The 21,947-nt window shown below is 40.4% G+C and carries 22 protein-coding genes; 17 read left to right on the top strand and 5 right to left on the bottom strand.

What is annotated here, in order from left to right:
* Positions 1-233 precede the first annotated feature (233 nt).
* From EFY79_RS17875 to EFY79_RS21630, 7 genes are all read left to right on the top strand, one after another.
* On the top strand, positions 234-1,307 hold the full coding sequence (locus EFY79_RS17875; protein WP_123122105.1) for a TIGR03118 family protein: 1,074 nt from the start codon (positions 234-236) through the stop codon (positions 1,305-1,307).
* A 294-nt stretch (positions 1,308-1,601) separates the two neighbouring features.
* Positions 1,602-1,994: a VOC family protein gene (locus EFY79_RS17870; RefSeq protein ID WP_123122104.1), complete on the top strand. Its 393-nt coding sequence runs from the start codon at positions 1,602-1,604 to the stop codon at positions 1,992-1,994.
* Between the two features lie 327 nt (positions 1,995-2,321).
* Entirely contained in the window at positions 2,322-3,185 is an 864-nt protein-coding gene (locus EFY79_RS17865) for a COG1470 family protein (protein WP_123122137.1), read from the top strand.
* 4 nt (positions 3,186-3,189) lie between these two features.
* Positions 3,190-4,209 (top strand): ABC transporter ATP-binding protein, encoded by a 1,020-nt coding sequence (locus EFY79_RS17860; RefSeq protein WP_123122103.1) that lies wholly within the window; start codon positions 3,190-3,192, stop codon positions 4,207-4,209.
* Positions 4,151-5,173, top strand: coding sequence for an ABC transporter permease (locus EFY79_RS17855; RefSeq protein ID WP_123122102.1), 1,023 nt, complete (start codon positions 4,151-4,153; stop codon positions 5,171-5,173). The genes EFY79_RS17860 and EFY79_RS17855 overlap by 59 nt, the downstream gene beginning before the upstream one ends.
* 76 nt (positions 5,174-5,249) lie before the next feature.
* Positions 5,250-5,477 carry a hypothetical protein gene (locus EFY79_RS17850; protein WP_123122101.1) on the top strand — a complete coding sequence of 76 codons (228 nt, stop codon included), beginning with the start codon at positions 5,250-5,252 and terminating at the stop codon, positions 5,475-5,477.
* 84 nt (positions 5,478-5,561) lie between these two features.
* A complete protein-coding gene (locus tag EFY79_RS21630) occupies positions 5,562-5,852 on the top strand; it encodes a type II toxin-antitoxin system VapC family toxin (RefSeq protein ID WP_262684853.1) in 291 nt (96 codons plus the stop codon).
* Positions 5,853-6,122: 270 nt separating this feature from the next.
* Here EFY79_RS21630 and EFY79_RS17840 read toward each other — a convergent pair whose 3' ends face one another.
* Both EFY79_RS17840 and EFY79_RS17835 read right to left on the bottom strand, forming a co-directional pair.
* Positions 6,123-7,223, bottom strand: coding sequence for a DUF6807 domain-containing protein (locus EFY79_RS17840; protein ID WP_233578047.1), 1,101 nt, complete (start codon positions 7,221-7,223; stop codon positions 6,123-6,125).
* A 28-nt stretch (positions 7,224-7,251) separates the two neighbouring features.
* On the bottom strand, positions 7,252-8,607 hold the full coding sequence (locus EFY79_RS17835; protein WP_123122100.1) for a Gfo/Idh/MocA family protein: 1,356 nt from the start codon (positions 8,605-8,607) through the stop codon (positions 7,252-7,254).
* Between the two features lie 558 nt (positions 8,608-9,165).
* Here EFY79_RS17835 and pth point away from each other — a divergent pair.
* Positions 9,166-9,828, top strand: a complete 663-nt coding sequence (gene pth / locus EFY79_RS17825; protein WP_233578046.1) for an aminoacyl-tRNA hydrolase — start codon at positions 9,166-9,168, stop codon at positions 9,826-9,828.
* 100 nt (positions 9,829-9,928) lie between these two features.
* On the top strand, positions 9,929-10,540 hold the full coding sequence (locus EFY79_RS17820) for a fumarylacetoacetate hydrolase family protein (RefSeq protein ID WP_123122098.1): 612 nt from the start codon (positions 9,929-9,931) through the stop codon (positions 10,538-10,540).
* 114 nt (positions 10,541-10,654) lie between these two features.
* Here the strand turns inward: EFY79_RS17820 and dnaJ are convergent, their stop codons facing one another.
* The 3 genes from dnaJ to EFY79_RS17805 all read right to left on the bottom strand — a co-directional run bounded on the left by dnaJ (position 10,655) and on the right by EFY79_RS17805 (position 12,940).
* On the bottom strand, positions 10,655-11,821 hold the full coding sequence (gene dnaJ, locus EFY79_RS17815) for a molecular chaperone DnaJ (RefSeq protein ID WP_123122097.1): 1,167 nt from the start codon (positions 11,819-11,821) through the stop codon (positions 10,655-10,657).
* Positions 11,822-11,898: 77 nt separating this feature from the next.
* Positions 11,899-12,477 (bottom strand): nucleotide exchange factor GrpE, encoded by a 579-nt coding sequence (locus tag EFY79_RS17810; protein ID WP_123122096.1) that lies wholly within the window; start codon positions 12,475-12,477, stop codon positions 11,899-11,901.
* 127 nt (positions 12,478-12,604) lie between these two features.
* Complete coding sequence (locus EFY79_RS17805) at positions 12,605-12,940, bottom strand: T9SS type A sorting domain-containing protein (RefSeq protein WP_123122095.1); 336 nt, start codon at positions 12,938-12,940, stop codon at positions 12,605-12,607.
* 322 nt (positions 12,941-13,262) lie between these two features.
* Between EFY79_RS17805 and EFY79_RS17800 the strand changes: the two genes are divergently transcribed.
* The 8 genes from EFY79_RS17800 to EFY79_RS17765 all read left to right on the top strand — a co-directional run bounded on the left by EFY79_RS17800 (position 13,263) and on the right by EFY79_RS17765 (position 21,839).
* Positions 13,263-14,591, top strand: a complete 1,329-nt coding sequence (locus EFY79_RS17800; protein ID WP_123122094.1) for an asparagine synthase-related protein — start codon at positions 13,263-13,265, stop codon at positions 14,589-14,591.
* On the top strand, positions 14,584-15,510 hold the full coding sequence (locus EFY79_RS17795; protein WP_123122093.1) for a radical SAM protein: 927 nt from the start codon (positions 14,584-14,586) through the stop codon (positions 15,508-15,510). The genes EFY79_RS17800 and EFY79_RS17795 overlap by 8 nt, the downstream gene beginning before the upstream one ends.
* Positions 15,511-15,512: 2 nt before the next feature.
* Positions 15,513-17,030: an NAD(P)/FAD-dependent oxidoreductase gene (locus EFY79_RS17790; protein WP_123122092.1), complete on the top strand. Its 1,518-nt coding sequence runs from the start codon at positions 15,513-15,515 to the stop codon at positions 17,028-17,030.
* A gap of 507 nt (positions 17,031-17,537) precedes the next feature.
* On the top strand, positions 17,538-18,302 hold the full coding sequence (locus tag EFY79_RS17785) for a DUF2490 domain-containing protein (RefSeq protein WP_123122091.1): 765 nt from the start codon (positions 17,538-17,540) through the stop codon (positions 18,300-18,302).
* Between the two features lie 30 nt (positions 18,303-18,332).
* Positions 18,333-19,274: a PstS family phosphate ABC transporter substrate-binding protein gene (locus EFY79_RS17780; RefSeq protein ID WP_123122090.1), complete on the top strand. Its 942-nt coding sequence runs from the start codon at positions 18,333-18,335 to the stop codon at positions 19,272-19,274.
* 30 nt (positions 19,275-19,304) lie between these two features.
* A complete protein-coding gene (gene pstC / locus EFY79_RS17775) occupies positions 19,305-20,198 on the top strand; it encodes a phosphate ABC transporter permease subunit PstC (RefSeq protein ID WP_199727571.1) in 894 nt (297 codons plus the stop codon).
* 19 nt (positions 20,199-20,217) lie between these two features.
* Positions 20,218-21,069 carry a PstA family ABC transporter permease gene (locus EFY79_RS17770; protein WP_123122089.1) on the top strand — a complete coding sequence of 284 codons (852 nt, stop codon included), beginning with the start codon at positions 20,218-20,220 and terminating at the stop codon, positions 21,067-21,069.
* 14 nt (positions 21,070-21,083) lie between these two features.
* Positions 21,084-21,839 carry a phosphate ABC transporter ATP-binding protein gene (locus EFY79_RS17765; RefSeq protein WP_123122088.1) on the top strand — a complete coding sequence of 252 codons (756 nt, stop codon included), beginning with the start codon at positions 21,084-21,086 and terminating at the stop codon, positions 21,837-21,839.
* Positions 21,840-21,947 lie beyond the last annotated feature (108 nt).

Below are 21,947 nucleotides of genomic sequence, written 5' to 3'. Positions count from 1 at the left end.
GCTTACGATTATAAAAAACCGGGTTTCCTCATCAAAGCGTAGATAGGCCCGAATTACCTTGAAGACCAATAAGAACCGAAGGATCAAAAAGAACAATTTTCATTGGAGATCGGATCTCCGGAAAGGAGTTTTTTACCAGGCTCATATAAGACAATGAATCACTGTTATTTTTTGCTGAAAAAGTGAACTGCTTTAATTAAGGGTCTCTTATTATTAACCATAAAACAAAAAAAATGAAAAAGTTTATGTCTTCGGCGCTGCCTTTAAAAGGCTTTCTTATTTCATGCTCGTTTTTTATCATGCTCAATGGATGTAAGAAGCATGAATTTCCATCGGAACTTTTGAGTGGCTACCAGCAAACGAATCTTGTTTCCGATGTGGATGGCTACGGGGCTGCAAGAATTGACCCCACTCTGGTAAATCCCTGGGGTATTTCTTTTTCCGCTACCAGCCCTTTATGGATTTCGGCAAACCATACAAGTCTGAGTGTTATTTACGACAAAGATGGTAACACCGTAATCCCGAATGTAATCATACAAAACGGAAATGGTGCTCCCACCGGGCAGGTATTTAACGGCACCACCGGTTTTGTAATTCCGGCAAGCAGCAAACCTGCAAGATTTATTTTTTGCGGTGAGGATGGTACTATCACCGCTTGGAATGGTGGAACGGCAGCCGTCCTGGTGGCAGACAGGTCGAAAAGCGGAGCCGTTTATAAAGGAATGACAATGGCGAAGGATGGAGATGCCAACTTTTTGTATGTAGCCAATTTCAAAGAAAGCAAAATAGATGTTTTTGACAGCACCTTTACTTATGTTACCGGCAAAGCATTTCATGATCCTTCCATTCCCGGAAATTATGGTCCTTTCAATATCAAAAATATTGACGGCTGGCTATATGTTACTTATGCCAAACATCAGGCGCCCGATAATGTAGATGATCAGAAAGGCCCGGGGAATGGTTATGTAGATGTTTTTAACACCAAAGGAGAACTGGTAAAAAGATTTGCTTCAAGAGGCGCACTTAATTCTCCCTGGGGAATCGCGCCTGCTCCTACAGGTTTCTCAAGTGTACCTGGGGCGATTCTGATAGGAAATTTTGGCGATGGATTAATTAATGTATACACTACAGATGGAAAGTTTGCCGGAAGCATCAAAGATAAATGGGGCCATGATATTAAAATAGATGGTTTATGGGCTATAGAAGGTAATGTTCCCCATGCAGATCCACAAAGATTGTATTTCACAGCGGGCCCGGCCGATGAGAGCCACGGCCTTTTTGGCTATATTGAAAAAATGGTTAAATAGGGGGTAAACAAAGCATATATGTGTCGGTAACAGGATGCATAAGTATGCACGATCACCAGGGGTGGGACCTTTTCTAAGGTTTCACCTCTGTAATTTATGACAAACGTTCATTTACCGGATACCATTACTAACAAAGACAGTGAACCAACAAAAAACAATAATTTCTGTTTACTCATTACGTGACTTCCGCGTCGGCAGAAGTGGTTTGAAAAAATATATCTAATTTGTACAATGTTTCGAAGCCAATCGTTACATAACGAATGAAAATTTTATTTTTTTCTAAAAAACATTATCATGAATGAGCATCTTAAGCCTTTTTTTGCACCGCAACTTTTAATTAATAATGGAGTTAAAGACATTTCATTCTATGCAAATGCATTTGGTGCAACCGAAAATTTTTGTTTGAGAAACGATGATGATAGTGTACACGTGGCCGAGCTTTCCATTGATGGTACTATATTTCATTTGCATGAAGTAACAAAACAGCATTTCTTTTCTCCGGAAAAACATCAGGGAACAACGGCTATTATCGGGCTTTTTGTTTCGGATGTAGGCGCGGTTGTAAACAAAGCCATCCAGGCTGGCGCTATTGAAATAAGCGCGGTAAAAGATTACGAATATGGTTATCGCCAGGGAGAAATCAAAGATATTTTTGGGCACCATTGGTTAATAGAAAAGAAAATTTGATACTTCTGCAATTAGTAGCGGTCGGTACCTAAGGTTAAATCGCGTTTACAATTCAAACCGAAAAATAAACCAAAATTGAGTTAGATAATCGTGTATGCATCGCCGTTATATCGAAATAAAAAAGACAGTTATTAATTGCCTTACTGTGACGCCAAACCCGCAAAAGAAGTTGATCTGAGACAATTGCGTGTCATTAAAATGTAATACATATTTTTGAAATTATTTTTATAATTTTTTAACAGAACTGCTTTTCCGCTTTTTTTACATTTGTTTCCTCTTTCAACAAAAAGCCATCATTTCCTGATGGTTGCAACGTATTTATCAACTATGCCAGAAACTTTTCTTCACCGGAAACAATGTACATTGCTGCATTGTAAACTACATCGTTTTGTTTTGTGCCTTATTTGCATCTTTATGCTTGCATCTGTGCGTGCGCAAAAGATAGCTACCGCAACACAATCCTCTTTTACGGCACGGCTGGTAAGCCTGGAGTCAACGGCAGACAAGCCTTTTCGTTATAGCGCATCATTGCATAACGGCAAAGCGCAGGCTGTAACATTTGATTTGGTAGCGCTTGCGCCTGAAGGCTGGATGTCAACTTTTAAAGTGATGGGCACTGAGGTGCCTTCTCTGAGAATGGACTCCGGCCAAACGCAGGAAATTTCTCTCGAAGTAACTCCTTCACCTACTGTGAAGCCGGGTAAATATGATGTACCAGTTGTTGCAGTTTCACCGCAGGATACGCTTAAGCTTGACCTTACCGCTGTGGTTAAGGGAAATTATGATCTGGATGTTACCACGCCGGATGGGCGCCTTAGTGACGACGTTACGGAAGGCACAAGTAAAGTGATACACTTAAAAGTAGTGAATACGGGTACGCTTCCGTTGAGCGGTTTACAATTGTCTGCAGAAGCGCCTGTAAAATGGACGGCAACTTTTGATCCTTCAAAGATTGACAGGCTTGATCCCGGAAAAACCCAGGATATCAAGGCCACCCTGGTAGTACCGGAGAAAACAATTGCAGGAGACTATGTCACAAAATTTACGGTGAGAAATAATTCGGCCGATGCAGATGCCACATTCAGAATGACTGTAACTACGTCATTGCTTTCCGGCTGGATTGGAATTCTTATCATATTCCTGGCGCTCGCAATTGTGTATTACCTCATTCGTAAGTACGGAAGGAGATAAGCTAATGGAAAATCCTATCATCAAACTGGACGGGTTAACAAAGTGCTATGGCTCTGTGAAAGCTGTAGATGATTTGCATCTTGAAATAGACAAGGGTGAAATTTTCGGATTGCTTGGGCCAAATGGAGCCGGTAAGACAACTACGATTCTTATGATGCTCGGATTAACGGAGCCTTCTGCCGGAACAGCCACCATCTGCGGCGTTAACGCAACTACACATCCAATAGCTGTAAAAAGAAAAGTTGGTTATATGCCAGACAGTGTGGGGTTTTATGATAATATGACGGCTTTTGAAAACCTTGCATACATCGCTAGACTCAATGGTATCCCCGAAGATGAAGTTCAGAAGCGTTCGCGCGAAACACTGGAGATGGTGGGATTGGGCGCAGAAATGAACAAAAAAGCATCCGCTTATTCACGAGGTATGAAACAGCGGCTTGGTTTGGCTGATGTGCTGGTGAGAGAGCCCGAAGTGATTATATTAGATGAGCCCACGCTCGGAATTGATCCAAGCGGGGTTAAAGAATTTCTTTCTTTCATACGCCACCTTAGCCGCCAGCAGGGATTAACAGTGCTTCTTTCATCTCATCATCTTCACCAGGTGCAGCAGGTATGCGATCGCGTAGGGATTTTCGTAGAGGGAAAAATGCTGGTGCAGGGAAACATAGAAACACTTGCCCGCAATTTGTTTGGCGAGGAAACTTTCACCGTGGTAATTACAATAAAGGAAACCCTGTTGCCATCCTGGGAACCATTGAAAGAGCTGGAAGATATTTCATCCATTCATAAAATCAGTGTTTTCGAAAATTCCGTAGAATTTTCGTGTACGGAAGATCTTACTCCCGAGTTGGTTCGTTTTTTCGTGGGCAAAGGAATGAATGTGATGGGTGTTCAAAAAAAGGAATTTGGGTTGGATGAAATTTATCAACAATATTTTGAAAATAATTTAAAGAAAAATATTTCCGATGGAAAGCCCGGCAATTTATTTCAAAGGTCTTTTTTCAAAAGAAGCAAACCACAATAATTCTTTGCGAGCTTCAGCAGGCCCGTTCAGCGTGATGATACGTAAGGAGGTGGCTGACCATGTGCGTAGCTGGCGCTTTATCATACTTGTAGTATTAATTGTGTTGACTTTTTTGGGAGCTATGTACGTTTCAATGAGCCACATCCGCCTGGTAGTCGCAAATGAAAAAGATCCCGACCATCTTTTTATTTATCTGAAACTATTAACCACTACCGACGGAACATTACCACCTTTTCATGTTTTTATCAGTTTTCTCGGACCTTTGTTGGGGATTGCGTTGGGATTTGATGCAGTAAATGCTGAAAAGAATAACGGTACCCTTACACGTCTTTTGGCACAACCTGTCTATCGCGACAACCTGCTGCTCGCGAAGTTTTCAGGCGCGCTCATCGTCATAAGCGTTCTCTTTGTCAGCCTGTGTTTGCTAATGATTGGCGGCGGGCTTATCATAACAGGCGTACCCATTGAACCTGTAGAATTTTTTCGCATCATTGGATTTATAATAATCAGCATTTTATACGTAGGGTTTTGGCTCAGTCTTTCCATATTGCTTTCTGTGGTTTTCAAACGGGCAGCCACCTCAGCATTAACTGCTATTGGAATCTGGCTATTTTTTACGGTTTTCTACAGCATTCTTGTACACATAATTGCTAATGCCATATTGCCGGATAAAAGTTTTCTTGATCCCGAAACGGCAACGGTTTACGAAAACTATGTATTGAATTTTTTAAGAGTTGCTCCAAATCAGTTGTACACAGATGCGACAACCACACTACTTATGCCATCTATCCGGAGCCTAGGGCCGATGACAATGGAACAGATGGCAGGCGCCATACCATCTCCTTTACCGCTGAAAGAAAGCTTTATGATTGTGTGGCCGGAGATCACCGGGTTGATATCTGCTATAACAGTGTGCTTTGCACTAACTTATTATTTATTTATGCGAAAAGAAATAAGAACCTGAGAGGAATTTATTTGTTAGTTGGGCGTCATCTTTCCCGACTAACTGCTGTTGGACGAGACTTTGTAAATTTGTTATTATGCAAGCACAAATTGACATAGGCTTTGAGCAATTGGTAAAATTGGCGAAACAGCTTCCTAAGCAGCAATGGACAAAGCTTAAAAGCGAAGTAGAAGAACAAAATTTTTCTACTGACCATGCCACAGACATGCTGGCATTTCTCCTAAATGGGCCAACATTCAATAAAAGGCAACTTGACGAAGTCGCAAAAGCACGTAAAGAAATTAATCAATGGCGGACAAAATAATGCTGATTGACACATCTATCCTGATTGACTATTTTCGCAAGAAGGATAAAGAGAAATCTGTTCTTGTCGCACTGGTAAAGCAAGATTACACCTACTGCATTTTCTTCGGTAACAGAATATGAAATTTACAGAGGAGCATTATTGGGTCAAACTTCTTTTTGGGATGACCTACTCCAGAAGGTACAGGTTCTATCTTTTGACAAAGCAGCGTCCAGAGTGGCTGTTGATATAAATGCTGAATTGAAACGCAAAAGAAAACAAATAGAAATCCCAGATTTGTTTATTGCAGCAACCGCGATAACAAACAACCTTCCTTTAGCTACGCTTAACAGAAAACACTTCGACAGGATTGGTAACCTGCAACTGATTGACTAAGGCGAACGGAAAACATTGGAAATGGTAGGGTTGACGGGCATTTTATCAGTTATTTGTTCGCAATTGGTTCCGATAGTTATAGGGATTCCGGCTGAAATATACTATTAAGCACAGAATAAAAATAGTAGCTTTTTGTTCATTTACTGCTTCGGATGAGTACCGGAATTCCACAGAAAAATCACAAATTGCCCTGTCATCCTTTGGCAGTTTCATATTGAATCAACAATATTTTAGAAATTTTTTTCTTTCGCAAAAAAAGTAAGCTGGCTGTTATTTTGCAAAATCGTCAGCCAACTTATTTAATTCTGCAACGCTTAACGTTTTGTTGTCGGAGTCAATGACAATTCTGAAACGGAATGTTACGGATTCTCCTTTTTTTAGCTGAAGATTTTTGGCGGACTTTCCATTTGTGAATATTTTTTCTCCAAGCGGATTGGCAGCGAATAATCCATAGCCGCGTGCATGCCAAAATGTGGGATAGTTTGGGTTTTCTGGGTGATCAATAATCGCCACTGTCATAGAATCATTTCCCATTTTTCCATACACTTTACACCATCTTCCTCGTGTGCTCCAGGCATCGTCACCGGTTTTTCCTTCGCTGGTTAAATAATTTCCATTAGCAACATCATCTGCTCCTCCTTTTACGACTGTTACGTTTCCTTTGTCATCTTTAAATTCCTTATCCTTCTTATCAGGAATCTGAAGTTCATGCGCCAGCCTGATGGCATACATCCCGTCTTTCGCATCGGTAAATTTTACCATTGTATCTGCTGTCAATGTAGTCACCCTGTCAATGATTCTGTGGTGCTCTGTGCCGCTGAATGACAACTTAGTTACTTCCTCCAGCAAGACGTTATTTTTCTGATCGGTCCAATTGGCATGGTATAAAATTGTTCCGGTTTTTCCACCTGATGCATTAATAATCCTGTCGGTTTTTATCCATCCATATAAATGTTTTTTATCAGCCGGTATTGCATAAGAATTATTCCAAAAATCAAGACCGTTCACGTTTTCAAAATTAAACCAGATCCCCAGGTGATGCGGATGATCCGTTGGTTCGCCGGGCTGTGGATTTATTGGAAAGCCGCGCGTAACTATTTGCCCGTCTGCTGCATGTACTGGATACAATACCGGCTTTTCCAGGGTATCGGGATATAAAAAGCTGGTGAAAGGCTTGTCATTAATCAATACATCAATTCTATCCTGTTTGGGAACTTTTTCCACCTTTACTTTTTTTTCGTTCTGTCCAAATACCACGCTGGTATAAAATAAGGCAGCACTACTTAGCAAAAAACAATACAATGCTCCTTTTATTTTTTTAGTCATTACATTGGCATTTTGTGTAAAAACCTCATGGTGTTGTTTGCCCATGAGGTTTTATCAGTTTATTAGTAAAAAATTAATACTTAAAGGCTTTCCCGCCAACCATCACTTCCTGGGTAGCTTCATCGAAGGTTGCTCTCATACCTGTATGCGAGGCAGCTGTTGTCATAATATTTGCGATAGAATGACTGTAGCCAGCCTCTACAGGGGCATTTGGCTGTTTACGGCTGCGGACACATTCCATCCAGTTTCTGACATGATTGTCCGTTAAAGAATCCCCACCTGTGTTTGCCGAGGCAACAACTTTTTCTGTTTGGGTAAGGCTCATCTCAGGTAACAAATTCGGCTGCATGTTCATTGCCTCTGCATGTTTTTTGGTGAGGCCACCATTCGGCGAAATTTTGTTGGTGATAAGATTTAATTCTCCTCCGTTTGAGTAGTAAATTTCTGCCGGATCTTCAGTTCCGTTGTCCATTCGCGAAGCAAAAGATACCTGGAACCCGGTGGTGGGATCATCTTCAGGGCCGTAATCAAATACGGCGGTTAATGTATCCCAATTTCTCCTTCCGTCTTTCCACATGTAAATGCCTCCGTTGGCTACTGCACTGCGCGGGTGTTTTAATCCGCTGAACCAATGCACAGTATCTATCTGGTGGCTCATCCATTGGCCTGGAAGTCCTGAAGAGTAAGGCCAAAATAAACGATATTCAAGGTATTTTCTTGGATCAAATTCTTCAAAAGGCCTGTTAATCAGCCATCGTTTCCAATCTGTATCTTCCTGTTTTAACTGCGCTACCAAATCAGGCCTGCGCCAGCGGCCGGGTTGGTTTACATTCCAGGTAAGCTCCACCATTTTTATAGGGCCAAATTTTCCGGATTGAATAAAATCCGCGGCTGACTGGTAATTGGCGCCGCTTCTTCTTTGTGAACCGATTTGAACAATTTTTCCGGTTTCCTTTACTGCTTTCAATGCCGCACGGTTATCTTCCATTGTTTCGGCAAAAGGCTTTTCGCAATATACATCGCATCCGGCTTTTACCGCTTCTATGCAATGCGTGGCATGTTGAAAATCAGAAGTGCTGATAAATACAGCATCAGCCAGTTTTTTATCATACATTTCTTCATTGTTCCGGCAGGCCACGATGTCATGATTCATTTTTGCCTTCCAAAATGCAACGCCCTGTTCTCGTCGCTTGCTCCAGATATCAGAAACAGCCACCAGGTCAAAATTCAGATTTTTATAATGGTTCATGAATGAGGGCGCATGAGAACTTCTGTGCCTGTCAGAAAAACCGATTACGCCGACGCGTACGCGATCATTTGCACCTATAATTTTTCTGTAACTCTTAGCGCTGAAGGCATTGGCGCCCAGGTAAACTCCGGCTGTGGTGAGGGCTGTTTGTTTAATAAAATTTCTTCTTGAGTTTGACATATCGCAATCTTTAGTTTTAATGGAATTGAAAATTAAAATTCGCTTTAAAGCTATTGAATTTTTGGGTTTTAGCGCTTTATTCAATAAAAATAAAATTTCATATTCTTGGTAAAAGTTGCTTTATAAAGCGATAATAAAAAAACCGGATATCCACTTACCTAAATAAAGAATTAGCTTATTTGTTCTTTCACTGCCGGGGGAATTACTAAAAGCAAAATAAAATTGAACGATAGAAGCAATGTGAATTACAATGATTTTGTTTTCAATTAAAAGAGAAGAAATACTCTTTTTTTTGAATGTAGAAATACTCATTTATCGGAAAATTACCATTTTCTTGTCGCATTTTTACGTAAAGATTTTTTTGGTCGCTCTGCCTCATGGCATGATTTTATTTATAAAATAATAAAGATTACTCTTGATTTTGATAAAGTATGATTTTGAGTTATAATTGTTTGTTTAAAAAACAGTTGCTTTTTATGAAAATAAAATCTAACGCAATAAAGTATATTAACGAAAAATAATTTCGTAGATTTACGAACGTGAAGGCAAAACGACGGCATGAATAAAAATCCGGTTTATAATTATAAATCCGGAAATAAATTTTCGCCCCCGGTTTTAAAATACTTCAATCCAATTATCTTCGTTATTATGTCGAAGTTTTTAATAGCCGGGTTAGGAAATCCTGGAAATGAATATATAAATACAAGGCACAATATTGGTTTTGATGTGTTGAACGCCTTTGCTTTGAAACATAATGTTTTTTTTCAGCCGTCAAGGCTTGCAGATGTGGCTGAAATAAAATTTAAGGGAAAAATATTCGTTTGTATTAAACCAACCACGTTTATGAATCTGAGTGGCAGAGCGGTGAAGTATTGGTTGGATAAAGAAAAAATTGAATTGCAGAATTCTTTGACAGTGGTGGACGATTTAGCACTTCCGCTGAGCAAATTGCGGCTACGGAAAAAAGGTAGTGATGCGGGGCATAATGGATTGCGCGATATCCAGGCAATTTTGGGAACAGATGAATTTCCAAAACTCCGGTTCGGCATTGGCAATCAATTTACCAGGGGCAGGCAGGTTGAATTTGTATTAAGCCGGTGGACAAAAGAAGAGGTTCCCATTGTGAAAGCTAAAATTGAAAAATGCACAGAGATTATTGAAATGTTTGCAACCACCGGAATTGACCGTACGATGAGTGAAATAAATCATTTGACCTTTTAAAATTTTTAATACCAATTGAAATTAGATAAATTCTTTTTTAAATTTGTTTTTTATATTTTCGCACAACCCTTAAGAAAGCCCTGACTAAACCTCGATTGACATGAAAATATTTTGTATAGGGCGTAATTATGCCAAGCATGCACAGGAGATGGGGAACGGTGTTCCGGATGAACCCATTATCTTTATGAAACCAAAAAGCGCGCTCGTGCAGGGCCATACTCCGTTCTACTATCCGGAGTTTACAAACGAATTAAATTTTGAAGCCGAACTGGTGGTCCGTATCAGTAAAAATGGAAAATACATCCAGGAAAAGCATGCTTCTAACTACTATAATGCTATTTCTGTGGGTATTGATTTTACTGCCAGAGATATTCAACAGCAATTGAAAGAAAAGGGTCTTCCCTGGGAGAAGGCAAAAGCTTTTGATAATTCTGCTGCCGTCGGCAAATTTGTAGATATAACGCCTGCTCTCAATAAAAAAAATATCAACTTTTCTCTTTTGAAAAATAAAGAACTGGTGCAAAAGGTCAATTCTTCTGAAATGATTTTTTCTATTGACCAGATTGTTTCAAATATCTCCAATTTCTTTTCAATCAATATCGGCGACTTAATTTATACAGGAACCCCGGCAGGCGTTGGCGAATGTATAGTAGGAGATGTTTTTGAAGGATTTTTGGAAAATGACCAGGTGCTTTCGCTCGAAATAAAATAATGTTCAAAGGTAATTACACCAAACCTTTATAAAAAAAATTGCCACAGCATTGAAACTGTGGCATTTGTTTAAAAATAAAATAGGTTATTTGCCGGTTTACTATGGAAAGAGGCTTTAGCTAAACGTTTCCTTTATCTTTTCCCAAAAAGTTTTATCGTTTTTGTCAGGCTTAGGCTTAAAATTCTCACTGTCTTGCAGACTTTCAAGTGTGGCCTTTTCAGTTTCAGAAATATTTTGTGGTGTCCAAACATTAACCTGGATCAATTGATCTCCTTTTTCATAACTGTTTACAGACGGAAATCCTTTTCCTTTTAACCTGAAGATTTTACCACTTTGGGTTCCTGGTGGTATTTTTATTTTAGCCCGGCCATCAATCGTAGGCACTTCTATCTGCGTTCCGAATACCACATCGGTAAATGAAAGATATAAATCATGGCCCACATTCAGCCCCTCACGATGCAGGTATGGATGTGGTTCTTCTTCTATAAGAATAACAAGGTCGCCCGGGCCGCCGCCTCTTTCTCCAACATTGCCTTTACCGCTCATGCTTAGCTGCATGCCTTCCTGTACGCCAGCCGGAATATCGAGCGTAACAGTTTCTTCGCCATACACTCTGCCTTCGCCTCTGCAGGCTGTACACTTACTGGTAATAACTGAACCTTCGCCATTACAATCAGGGCAGGTGGTAACTGTTTGCATCTGTCCTAAAAAAGTATTTTGAACGCGACGCACCTGGCCATTGCCTCCACAGGTTTTACAAGTCTGCGAGCTATTTTTATCTTTTGCTCCCGAACCACCGCAATTGGTACACCTGATATATTTTTTTACCTTAATCGTTTTGGAAGTTCCTTTTGCAATCTCTTCATAATTTACTTTGATTCTCACTCTCAAATTGGTGCCCCTGGTACCATGACTTCTTCTTCCGCCGCCGCTGCGTGAGCCTCCGCTGAAAAATCCTCCAAACATGTCATCGCCGAAAATATCACCAAACTGGCTGAAAATATCATCCATATTCATTCCCTGTCCTGAAAATCCACCGCCGCCTCTGCCTGGCCCAAAAGCATTGTGGCCAAAACGGTCATATTGTGCCCGCTTGTCTGAATCGCTTAATATTTCATATGCTTCTGCCGCTTCCTTGAATTTTTCTTCTGCAGAATGGTCTCCCGGGTTCCTGTCGGGATGATATTTCATTGCCACCTTTCGGTAGGCCTTTTTAATCTCATCAGCGGTTGAGTTTTTGCTCACCCCCAGAACTTCATAATAATCTCTTTTTGAAGACATTGTATTCGTCATAATATTTGTTGTAAACTACCTCCTCAAAGCATTTACAGTTTTAAAAATTATTTAGTTGCAGTGTTTTATTTCCCTACCACCACTTTGGCAAACCGGATTAATTTATCATTCAGCATGTAGCCTTTTTGCAATTCGGCAACTACTTTTCCTTTTAATTTTTTATCAGGCACCTCAATCTCTGAAACAGCTTCATCTTTCTCTACATCAAAGTCTGAATGCAGAGTTTCAATTGGCTTTAAACCCCTGGATTGAAGCGTTTTTCTGAATTTATCAAATACAAGAAGCACACCGTCGGATATGGCAGCATCTACATTGCTTTCTTTTAATTGTTGTTCCGCACGATCCATGTCGTCTAAAATGTCTAACATAGAAATGATTATCTCTTTGCCTGCGGTTTGCCTCAATTCCATTGCTTCTCTTGATGTTCTTCTTTTGTAATTATCAAACTCAGCAAAAAGCCGTATGTATTTATCTTTTTGTTCTGATAATTCAGCTTTTATTTTTTCCGTTTCGTTTCCGTCTGATTCAACATTTTCTTCCTGCGGTTGGAGATTTTCCTCTTGGTACACAGGATTAGCTTCTTCGTTTGTATCAACTGGCAATTCATCATGTTCTGCTTGATTTTTCACTTCCTTTTCGTGCATGGTGTTTGTTTTAATCCGTTAATTAAAATAAGCTGCAAAGGTACTAAGTCAAAATTTTTGCCAACTATAAAAATTAGACAAAATGACACAATGAGATCAGAAAGAATGAGGAAAATGTTAAATCAAATTATTTAACCACCTGGAATTTGCCGGACTCAATGATATTTCCCTGCTTATCGCGAAGCTGGAAAACATATACGCCCCGGTAAAAATTGGTGAGGGAAACCGTAATTTTTTGGTCGGTAACTTTTAAATCTTCTACTTTTTTACCAATAAAATTGAATATAACGATGGTATAGGAATCATTATAATTATCGGCAAACTCAAAATTGATGAAGCTTGACGCCGGATTGGGATAAAACTTAACAGTTTTTACGGCATCTGCGGCAACATGTTTCGCCTGAGCATTGCTGCTTGCTTGTAAACCGAAAGTAAAAATGATTATGTAAAAAATTTTTTTCAATAGGACAAAAGTATTTAATTAATTTATAATTACAATTGTTCGGACTCTGTAAAGATTAAATAGATTAATCATAAAAGTTAACGTTGCTTATAATATTTTTATTGCATACCTGATGCCCACTGCTTAAAATTAAGATTATTTGGCAAAATAAAAATGTTTAATATTTATTTGCTTACTGTTTTCAGTTGAAGTTTCTATCCACGGCTTATGAATTTAACAAAGCAGCAGCAACCATCCTGGTGTAATGCAAATAACAAAGTGTTTTTTTAATAACTTGCAATCCAACTTCAAACTTTTTTTCCGACTATCAAATACAATTTAAATGAGTACTGAAAACAAAACGGTGCAGAATTTTGTAAACCTGCTGGATTATGATAAAAATATCATTTTTAATATGACGCCGGAAGAGGTTTCGGCTGCAATTACGTCCGGTGATCCTGCGCGCGTTCGTGCCATCGACGGGCAATTTGCAATTGTGGAAAAAGTTGGCCAGGAAGTATTTATGGCTCGTTCCATCGGCAGACCCATGCGCTACTTTTTGGCTAAGCAAACGGCCGGCCCGTTGCTGATTGTGTCCGAGCGCATGGATGAAATTTATGAATTTTTAAAAACAAAAAACCTCCATTCTCAATTTCATCCGTCTTATACAAGGATGGTGCCTGCTCATTTTGTAGTGAGGCTTGAAGTGATTGGCTGTCCTGACCCAAACCCGGTTTACACGCGATTTTTTGCTCCGCAAAGAAACCAGCTAACTACCGACCTGGATGAAATAGGAAAGCGATATATTGGAGCGCTGGCCGGCGAATGTGAAAAATGGCTCAGGACAATTCCAAAAACGGAACCCATAGGAGTGCTGTTTTCCGGGGGAATTGATAGTGGCTCGGTCTTTTTGGTGCTCTACCATTTAATGTTGAAAATGGGTCTTTCCCCTCAGCGATTAAAAGCGTTTACACTTTCAATAAATAATGGCCCCGATGCAGAACAAGCGCACGAATTCCTCGACAAATTAGGATTGTCGCTTTTTCTTGAGGTGATAAATGTGCCCGAATCAGCAGTTGATTATAAAGAAGCCATCAAAGTAGTGGAGGATTATAAATCACTTGATATCGAGTCTGCCACCATGATACTGGCGCTGTGTAAAGAAATTCGCAGCCTATATCCCGAATGGAAGTACTTAGCCGATGGCGAAGGCGGCGATGAAAATCTGAAGGATTACCCTATTGAAGAAAATACAGAATTAACAATCAGGAGTGTATTAAACAATACCATGCTCTACCAGGAGGGATGGGGCGTTGATAAAATCAAGCATTCTCTTACTTACACCGGCGGCCAAAGCCGTGGCCATGTTCGCTCTTATGCGCCGCTTCAAAAATTAAAGTTTAAAGATTTTAGCCCTTATGCATTGCCCAATGTTATTGAGGTATCGGAAGGAATTCCATTTATCGACCTTACAGATTGGAAAGAAGAAAACCTGTATGCCCTTAAAGGAGAAATTGTAAAAAGAGGCATAAAGATTATTACCGGTTTCGATATGCCTGTATTTGAAAAAAGACGTTTTCAACATGGCGTAGTGGATGACAATACTTTCAAACAAATTTTTGCGGGCAACGCCATGGAATACCGGACTTATTTTAACTCGCTTTATGCCTGATGATTTTGATATCGTAACATTTCGCCAGGAAAGAAATCACATAAACGCTGAAATCCCTTACCATTTCCTACATGAACAGGAAATTGATGAAAATGGAATTTTGAGAAAGGTAAATACGGTTTTTCTTACAGGAAAAGAATGCTCCTTTAAATGCCTGATGTGTGACCTTTGGAAAAATACACTTACCTCAGCCACACCTCCGGGCGCAATTTTAAAGCAAATAGATTATGCACTGAAAAGATTGCCACCGGCCGATATTATAAAATTATACAACAGCAGTAATTTCTTTGATAGTAAAGCGGTTCCTTTATCGGATTATCCCGGAATCATCGAACGCGTAAGCTCCTTCAAAAAAGTTATTGTAGAAAATCATCCCAATCTTTGCGGGTCATCCTGTGTTGACTTTAACGGGCGAATAGATGGAAAACTTGAAATAGCTATGGGGCTTGAAACGATTCATCCCAACGTTTTGCCAAGGCTCAATAAAAGGTTGACTGTTACGGATTTTAAAAAAGCTGCCACATTTTTGCAACAGCATAATATTCAAATGCGTGCGTTTGTTCTTCTTAATCCTCCGTTTCTGACCGGGCAGGATGAAAATGTGGAGTGGGCGTTGAAGACCATCGATTTTGCATTCGACTGCGGCGTCGGTTGCTGTTCCATCATTCCGACCCGTAAGGGCAATGGAATAATGGAAGAATTGGAAAAAAGTGGAGATTACGTCGCTCCTACCTTAGCATCATTGGAACAGGTGATGGAAAAGGCGCTTGCTTTAAAAAAAGGAAGGGTGTTTGCTGATATATGGGATATTGGCTTTCTTGCCAGGTGTAATACCTGTTTTGAGAAAAGAAAACTACGATTGGAGGAAATGAATTTTACCCAAAAAATTTTACCAAAAATAAACTGTAACTGCTCCTGATTATGTCGCAAAAAAAACGCAATCATTATGATATTGTTATTGCAGGGGCCGGTTTTGGAGGCTCACTTATGGCTTTGGCCTTACAAAAAAAAGGCTTAAAAATTGCTTTACTGGAAAAAGGAAAACATCCTCGCTTTGCAATCGGTGAATCTTCTACGCCGGTGGCAGATATGATTTTAAGAAGCCTTTCTGTAAAATTTGATTTGCCCTGGCTTCATGATTTTTCGCGGTATGGAAGCTGGCAAAAATCGCATCCGGAAATTATTTGCGGTATTAAAAGAGGATTTAGTTTTTTTAAACATTATCCAGGCAAAGATTTTACTACTGATGAAAACCATACCAATGAATTGCTGGTTGCTGCAAGCATCAGCGACATGGAATCCGACACCAACTGGCTTCGCAGTGATGTGGATTCTTTCCTGGCGGAGAAGGTAAAAGAGAGCGGAATAGATTACTTCGATCTTACCGAAATCACAAAAGCAACAAGAAAAAATGGTGAATGGGAATTGCAAATAAGTAAGTTGGATAACAACGGGATGATTCATGCTTCCTTTTTTATTGATGCCACTGGAAGCGGTTTTTTGGCGGAAAAATTATTGGGAATTGAATCATCTTCAGATGATTTTCTCACCAGTTCTTTTGCTGTCTTTTCACATTTTAATGATGTTCCTCACTGGACGGGAATATTGAAAGAAAAAAATATTCCCGTGGCTGATTATCCGTACAATCCTGATTGGTCAGCTTTGCACCATATTTTGGATGAAGGTTGGATGTGGATGCTGCGGTTCAATGACGAGCGCACCAGCGTTGGTTTTGTGTTGAATGGCAGTAAAAAAAATGAGCAAGATTTAGCTGCTGAAAAAATCTGGAAAAATAAGTTGGAAAAATATCCGGAATTAAAAAAAATGCTACAGGATGCTGTCCTGCATCCTCAACCTGGGAAAATAATTAGGACGGGAAGGCTGCAAAGAAAAATGAACAATGCTTTTGGCGAAGGATGGGCGGCGCTTCCCAATACAGTTGGCTTTGTTGACCCGCTGTTTAGTTCCGGCATTGCGCATTCACTTTCTGGCATTGAAAAATTAATTGAAATTATACATCAACATTGGGGCAACAATGAATTATTTTATGGCCACTTAAAAAATTATGAACAAAAAATTTTCACTGAAATAAAATTAGCAGATTGCCTGATTGCTGGCTGCTATGAGACGATGCCTTATTTTGAGCTATTCAATGCATGGTCAATGTTATACTTTGCTGCTACGATAGCTCATGAGCAAAGACGGATTAAAAATCAACCGCCCGGTTATTTTTTGAATGCCGATGATCTGCAAATCACTAAAATGATTTATGATTCTTATAATGATTTACTGAAGATTCTTTCGGCTAAAGCGCCTTCTGTTGATGAAATAAAAAATTTTACCTGTTTGATTAAGGAAAGGATTAAACCTTTCAATATCGCCGGCCTTTTGGATCCAAATGCAAAAAACATCTATCATCATACAGTTGCATCGTTTTAATTCTATTACTTTAATACTTGTTTTGATGTTTTTCTCAGAAAGAAAATCATAATCTCTATGGCATGTTTGAATATGGGTTCGCAAAATAAATTTAGAACAAAAAAAATATTATCCTACTAATTTGGTAGACTAATAAAATTCCTTATATATTTGCACAGATTAATTAGATAATTAATCACAAGCATATACTTTATGACTCTTCAGATAATCAGATATAGGATGCGATGTTGTGTTTCGATAATGAACTCATTCGTTCTACGATTCCGCTATTGTTATTTACGAATGCGATAGAATCTAAATGCCTGATTGAAATAAAATCTCTTTTAATTTTTTCACCGGCCAGCTCAATTGGCTATACCGAATATCTCTGATGCAATATTTATTTCTTAATGCACCCGCCGGAGGACTGCCGGAATGTTGATTGAACTGATAAAAAAATAAGGGAAATAGCAGCAACTATTTCCCTTTGATCCGAATATAAATATTCTTCACGTTAAACTCATACAAATGTACATAATAAATAGGTACTCGGGTCTCGTGGCGTTCGCCGCGATAGGCTTAACAACGCCATTACAGGCGCAAAAACAAATAACACATCAAAGCCAATACTGGCTTCGCTATTATGGGAAATACCAACTTTCCCCGAAATCAGAAATCAACCTAGAAATAGATGACCGGAGATTCTTTAAAAACAACCGGCAGGCGAATTGGGTGTTGCCGCGCGTTACAGTAACCTACAAACTGGGAGCTGGATGGAGTGCCGGAGTGGGATTTGCTTATTACACTTCTACCAATCCTGCTGATCCATCGGTCTTTTCAACAATTACGGTTCCCGAATTAAGGCCGCACCTGGAGTTAGATTACAAACAGGATGCTGCGGATTTAAGCATCAGTCATCGTTTTAAGTTGGAAGAACGGTGGACACGCAACAGCACCAACAACAAACTTACTGATGGATACAATTTCAAAAGCCGGTTTCGATACCAGTTGCAATTACAATATCCAATTGTAAAAAAAGCCAATGCTGCAGGCGCATTAAATGCAAAAGTTGCTGATGAAATCATGCTGAACCTGGGTCGCTCTGTTGTGAACAATACTTTCGATCAAAACCGGGCGTATGTAGCGTTGAACTACGGCCTCAGTAATCATTTCCAGGTGGAGCTTGGCTATATGAATTATTTCCAGGAGCGCAGTTCGGGCAGGCAATATTACCAGAGCGACATTGCGCGCTTAACCCTTTATCATTCCATCAATTTTTACAAAAAACATTAATCCATTTTTCTAAAAACCAAATTCATTAATATGAAAATAAAAAAAATCATAACAGGAATTTTATTTTTTTCTCTTTCCCTGAATTTTATTGCGTGCAACAGCGGCAAATCTAAAAGTGTTACCATAAGCGGCGCATTTGCCTTATATCCGCTGGGAGTAAAATGGACAGAGGAATATAAAAAATTACATCCCGATGCGCGCTTTGATGTGTCGGCAGGTGGCGCCGGCAAAGGACTTACGGATGTGCTGGCCGGAGCGGCCGATCTTGCCATGTTCTCCCGCGCATTAACACCAGTGGAAGAACAAAAAGACATTGTTCTTTTTGCCGTGGCCAAAGATGCGGTGCTACCCACGTTCAGCGCAAAAAATCCTCTGGCAGATATTATACACCGCAAGGGGCTTACGCATGATCAGTTGAAGCAAATTTATTTTTCGGGAAAAGATATTGACTGGGGCAGCCTGCTTGACAAGCCCGATAAAAATAAGATCATCGTGTACACGCGTTCCGATGCAGCGGGCGCTGCCGACACATGGGCTGCGTATTTTGATGGCAGGCAGGACAACATAAAAGGCACGGGTATTTATGGCGACCCCGGCCTTGCTGATGCAGTAGCCAAAGATCAATATGGCATTGGGTTTAACAATATTGCTTATGCGTATGACATTACCACAGGTAAGAAAAGGCCTGGCATCGATGTGGTGCCGATAGATGTAAATAATAACCGGCAAATAGATCCGCAGGAAAACTTTTACGATAACGCTGACAGTCTGCTGAAAGCCATTGCTGACGGGCGTTATCCTTCGCCGCCTGCACGAGATCTGTATTTTCTTACCAAAGGAAAACCCGCTGACTCGGCCGTGATAAATTTCCTGAAATGGGTGCTTACCGACGGGCAACAATATGTAAAAGCTGCTGGTTATGTGCCCTTGCCTGCTGATAAAATACAGCAGCAATTAGATAAATTAAAATAATCACTAACCATTAATCAACCGGCAAACAAGATGACAACGTTTTTCACTTTGCCCCCGAAGTGGATGGATCGCTTATCCAACACCTGGATGGTTATAGCAATGCTTTGCCTGTTGTTATTGCCATTGGCAATAGGGCTGGGGCTGGTATTGAAGTCGCTGCCATTGTTTCAAACTTATTCTTTTGGCAGCCTGGTTACCTCTGCTGAATGGTCGCCGATGGAAGGCAAGTTTGGCTTTTACGCATTCATCGTCGGGTCGTTGTGGGTGACGTTGTTGTCTTTTATTTTGTCGGCGCCTGTGTGTTTGCTGGCGGCTATTTATCTCACACAATACGCGCCCAAATGGCTTACACAGGTTATGTATTTTGTAATAGACGTGCTGGCCGGAATACCATCAGTAGTGTATGGCGCATGGGGCGTATTGGTAGTGGTGCCATTGGTGAGTGAATATATTGCGCCGGCATTCGGTTTTTCTACCACGGGCTATTGCCTTTTGTCGGGCGGAATTGTGTTAGCCATTATGGCCGTGCCTTATATGCTGAACATGCTGGTAGAAGTCTTTCGTAGCATTCCCATTGAATTAAAAGAAGCGTCGCTCTCGCTGGGCGCCGGTTACTGGCAAACGATCAAATGGATTTTACTACGCGAAGGAAAAACAGGTATTATTGCAGCGCTCAGCCTGGGCATCTCCAAAGCGTTGGGTGAAACAATTGCCGTGCTGATGGTGGTAGGCAACGTAGTGCAGGTACCGCAAAATGTGTTTCAGCCGGCTTATCCCTTGCCTGCGCTCATTGCCAATAATTATGGAGATATGATGTCAGTGCCTTTGTATGATGCAGCGCTGATGCTGTCTGCGTTATTATTGTTTATGATCATCATTTTATTCAATGCACTTACCAACTTGCTCGTTAACAGGAACAGTTAGCTGATAATATTATTTCAAAATGAAAAACAAAAAGAAATTAGAAGAACAAATTTTTCTCTGGTTAATGCGCATCGTTACTTTCAGCATCATTTTGGTTTTCGCTTTAATACTGATGGTGATTGTTCAGAAAGGATGGTATGCCCTTTCATGGGAAATGATCTCACAGGAACCGCAGGGCGGTTTTTATTTTGGCAAAGGCGGTGGCATATTAAATGCGATTATTGGCTCGCTTTATCTTGCTTTTGGCGCTACGTCCCTGGCCGTGCTTATCGGCCTGCCCATAGCATTGGGAATGAATGTACACTGGATGCGAAATAAGCGCCGGGTAAACATGCTGCGTTTTTTGCTGGATGCGTTATGGGGCGTGCCTTCCATTGTGTTTGGCGCATTTGGCTTTGCGCTCATGACCTATTTTCAGTTACGTGCGTCATTGCTTGCGGGCATCATCACGGTAACCTTATTTATTGTACCGATATTTATTCGTGCGTTCGATGAAGTGCTACGAACTATTCCGCAGGGATTGCTGGAGGCTTCGTATTCGTTGGGAGCTTCACGCACACGCACCGCCTTCGGCGTATTTTTCCGCCAGGCATTGCCGGGATTTATCACTGCCTTATTGTTGGCATTTGGCCGCGGCATCGGCGATGCAGCCTCTGTTTTATTTACCGCCGGCTATACCGATCACATACCACAAACTTTGCAGGATCCTACGGCTACATTACCATTGGCAATATTCTTTCAGCTAAGTTCCTCCATTCCTGAAGTGAAAGAAAGGGCTTATGCTGCCGCGCTGATCCTGACAGGAATTATTTTGGCCATTAGCATTGTGTCGCGGCTGGCCATCAAAAAGTTTAAGAAAAATATCATATAAAACTTATGTTGCAAATGACAGATACCATAATCAATATTAGGAACCTGAATGTAAACGCGGGCACTGCGCCGATTTTAAAAAATATTAATCTTGAGTTACCACGCAATAAAATAACGGTATTGCTCGGGCCATCAGGTTGCGGAAAAACCACGTTGCTCAAATGTTTGAACCGGCTGACCGATCTCTACCCACAATTGCAAGTGAGTGGCGAAGTGCTGATAGATGGGGAAGATATTTTTCAGCCTAAGCACGATATTGCACAACTCAGGCAAAAGATGGGATTGCTGTCGCAAAAACCTTTTCCGTTACCCATGTCGGTCTACAACAATGTTACTTATGGGCTGAAGATAAAGGGAGTGAAGGATAAAAAACTGTTGAGCAAAAGCGTAGAATATAATCTCAGGGGCGCAGGTCTCTGGGAAGAAGTGAAAGACAGGCTTCATTCGCCGGTGGGAAGATTATCTATCGGGCAGCAGCAAAGGCTTTGCCTTGCAAGAGGATTGGCGGTAGATCCGGAAATTATCTTAGCCGATGAGCCCACATCAGCGCTTGATCCTATCTCAAGCAGAAAGATTGAAGAGAAATTTTTAGATCTCAAAAACGATTACACATTGATTGTGGTGACTCATATATTGCGGCAGGCGCGGCGTTTGGCCGATCATATTGTGTTTATGTATTTCGGCGAAATAATAGAGCAGGGTACACCTGATGAAATCTTTAACTATCCTAAAACGGCCATTCTGAAAGAGTATTTGCAGAGCGGGCATTGAAAACTGCTTTTAAATATAAGAAATGCCGTAAATGCAGATGGTATAAGATTTATCTTTTGGCCGATAATCTTAAAAATAAAAATTGTATTATATATTGCTTTACTGCAT

The organism is Hanamia caeni (assembly GCF_003721595.1).
GTDB lineage: Bacteria > Bacteroidota > Bacteroidia > Chitinophagales > Chitinophagaceae > Ginsengibacter > Ginsengibacter caeni.
Note: the sequence above shows the minus strand (reverse complement) of the source record. Positions and strands in the feature narration are given on the sequence as shown.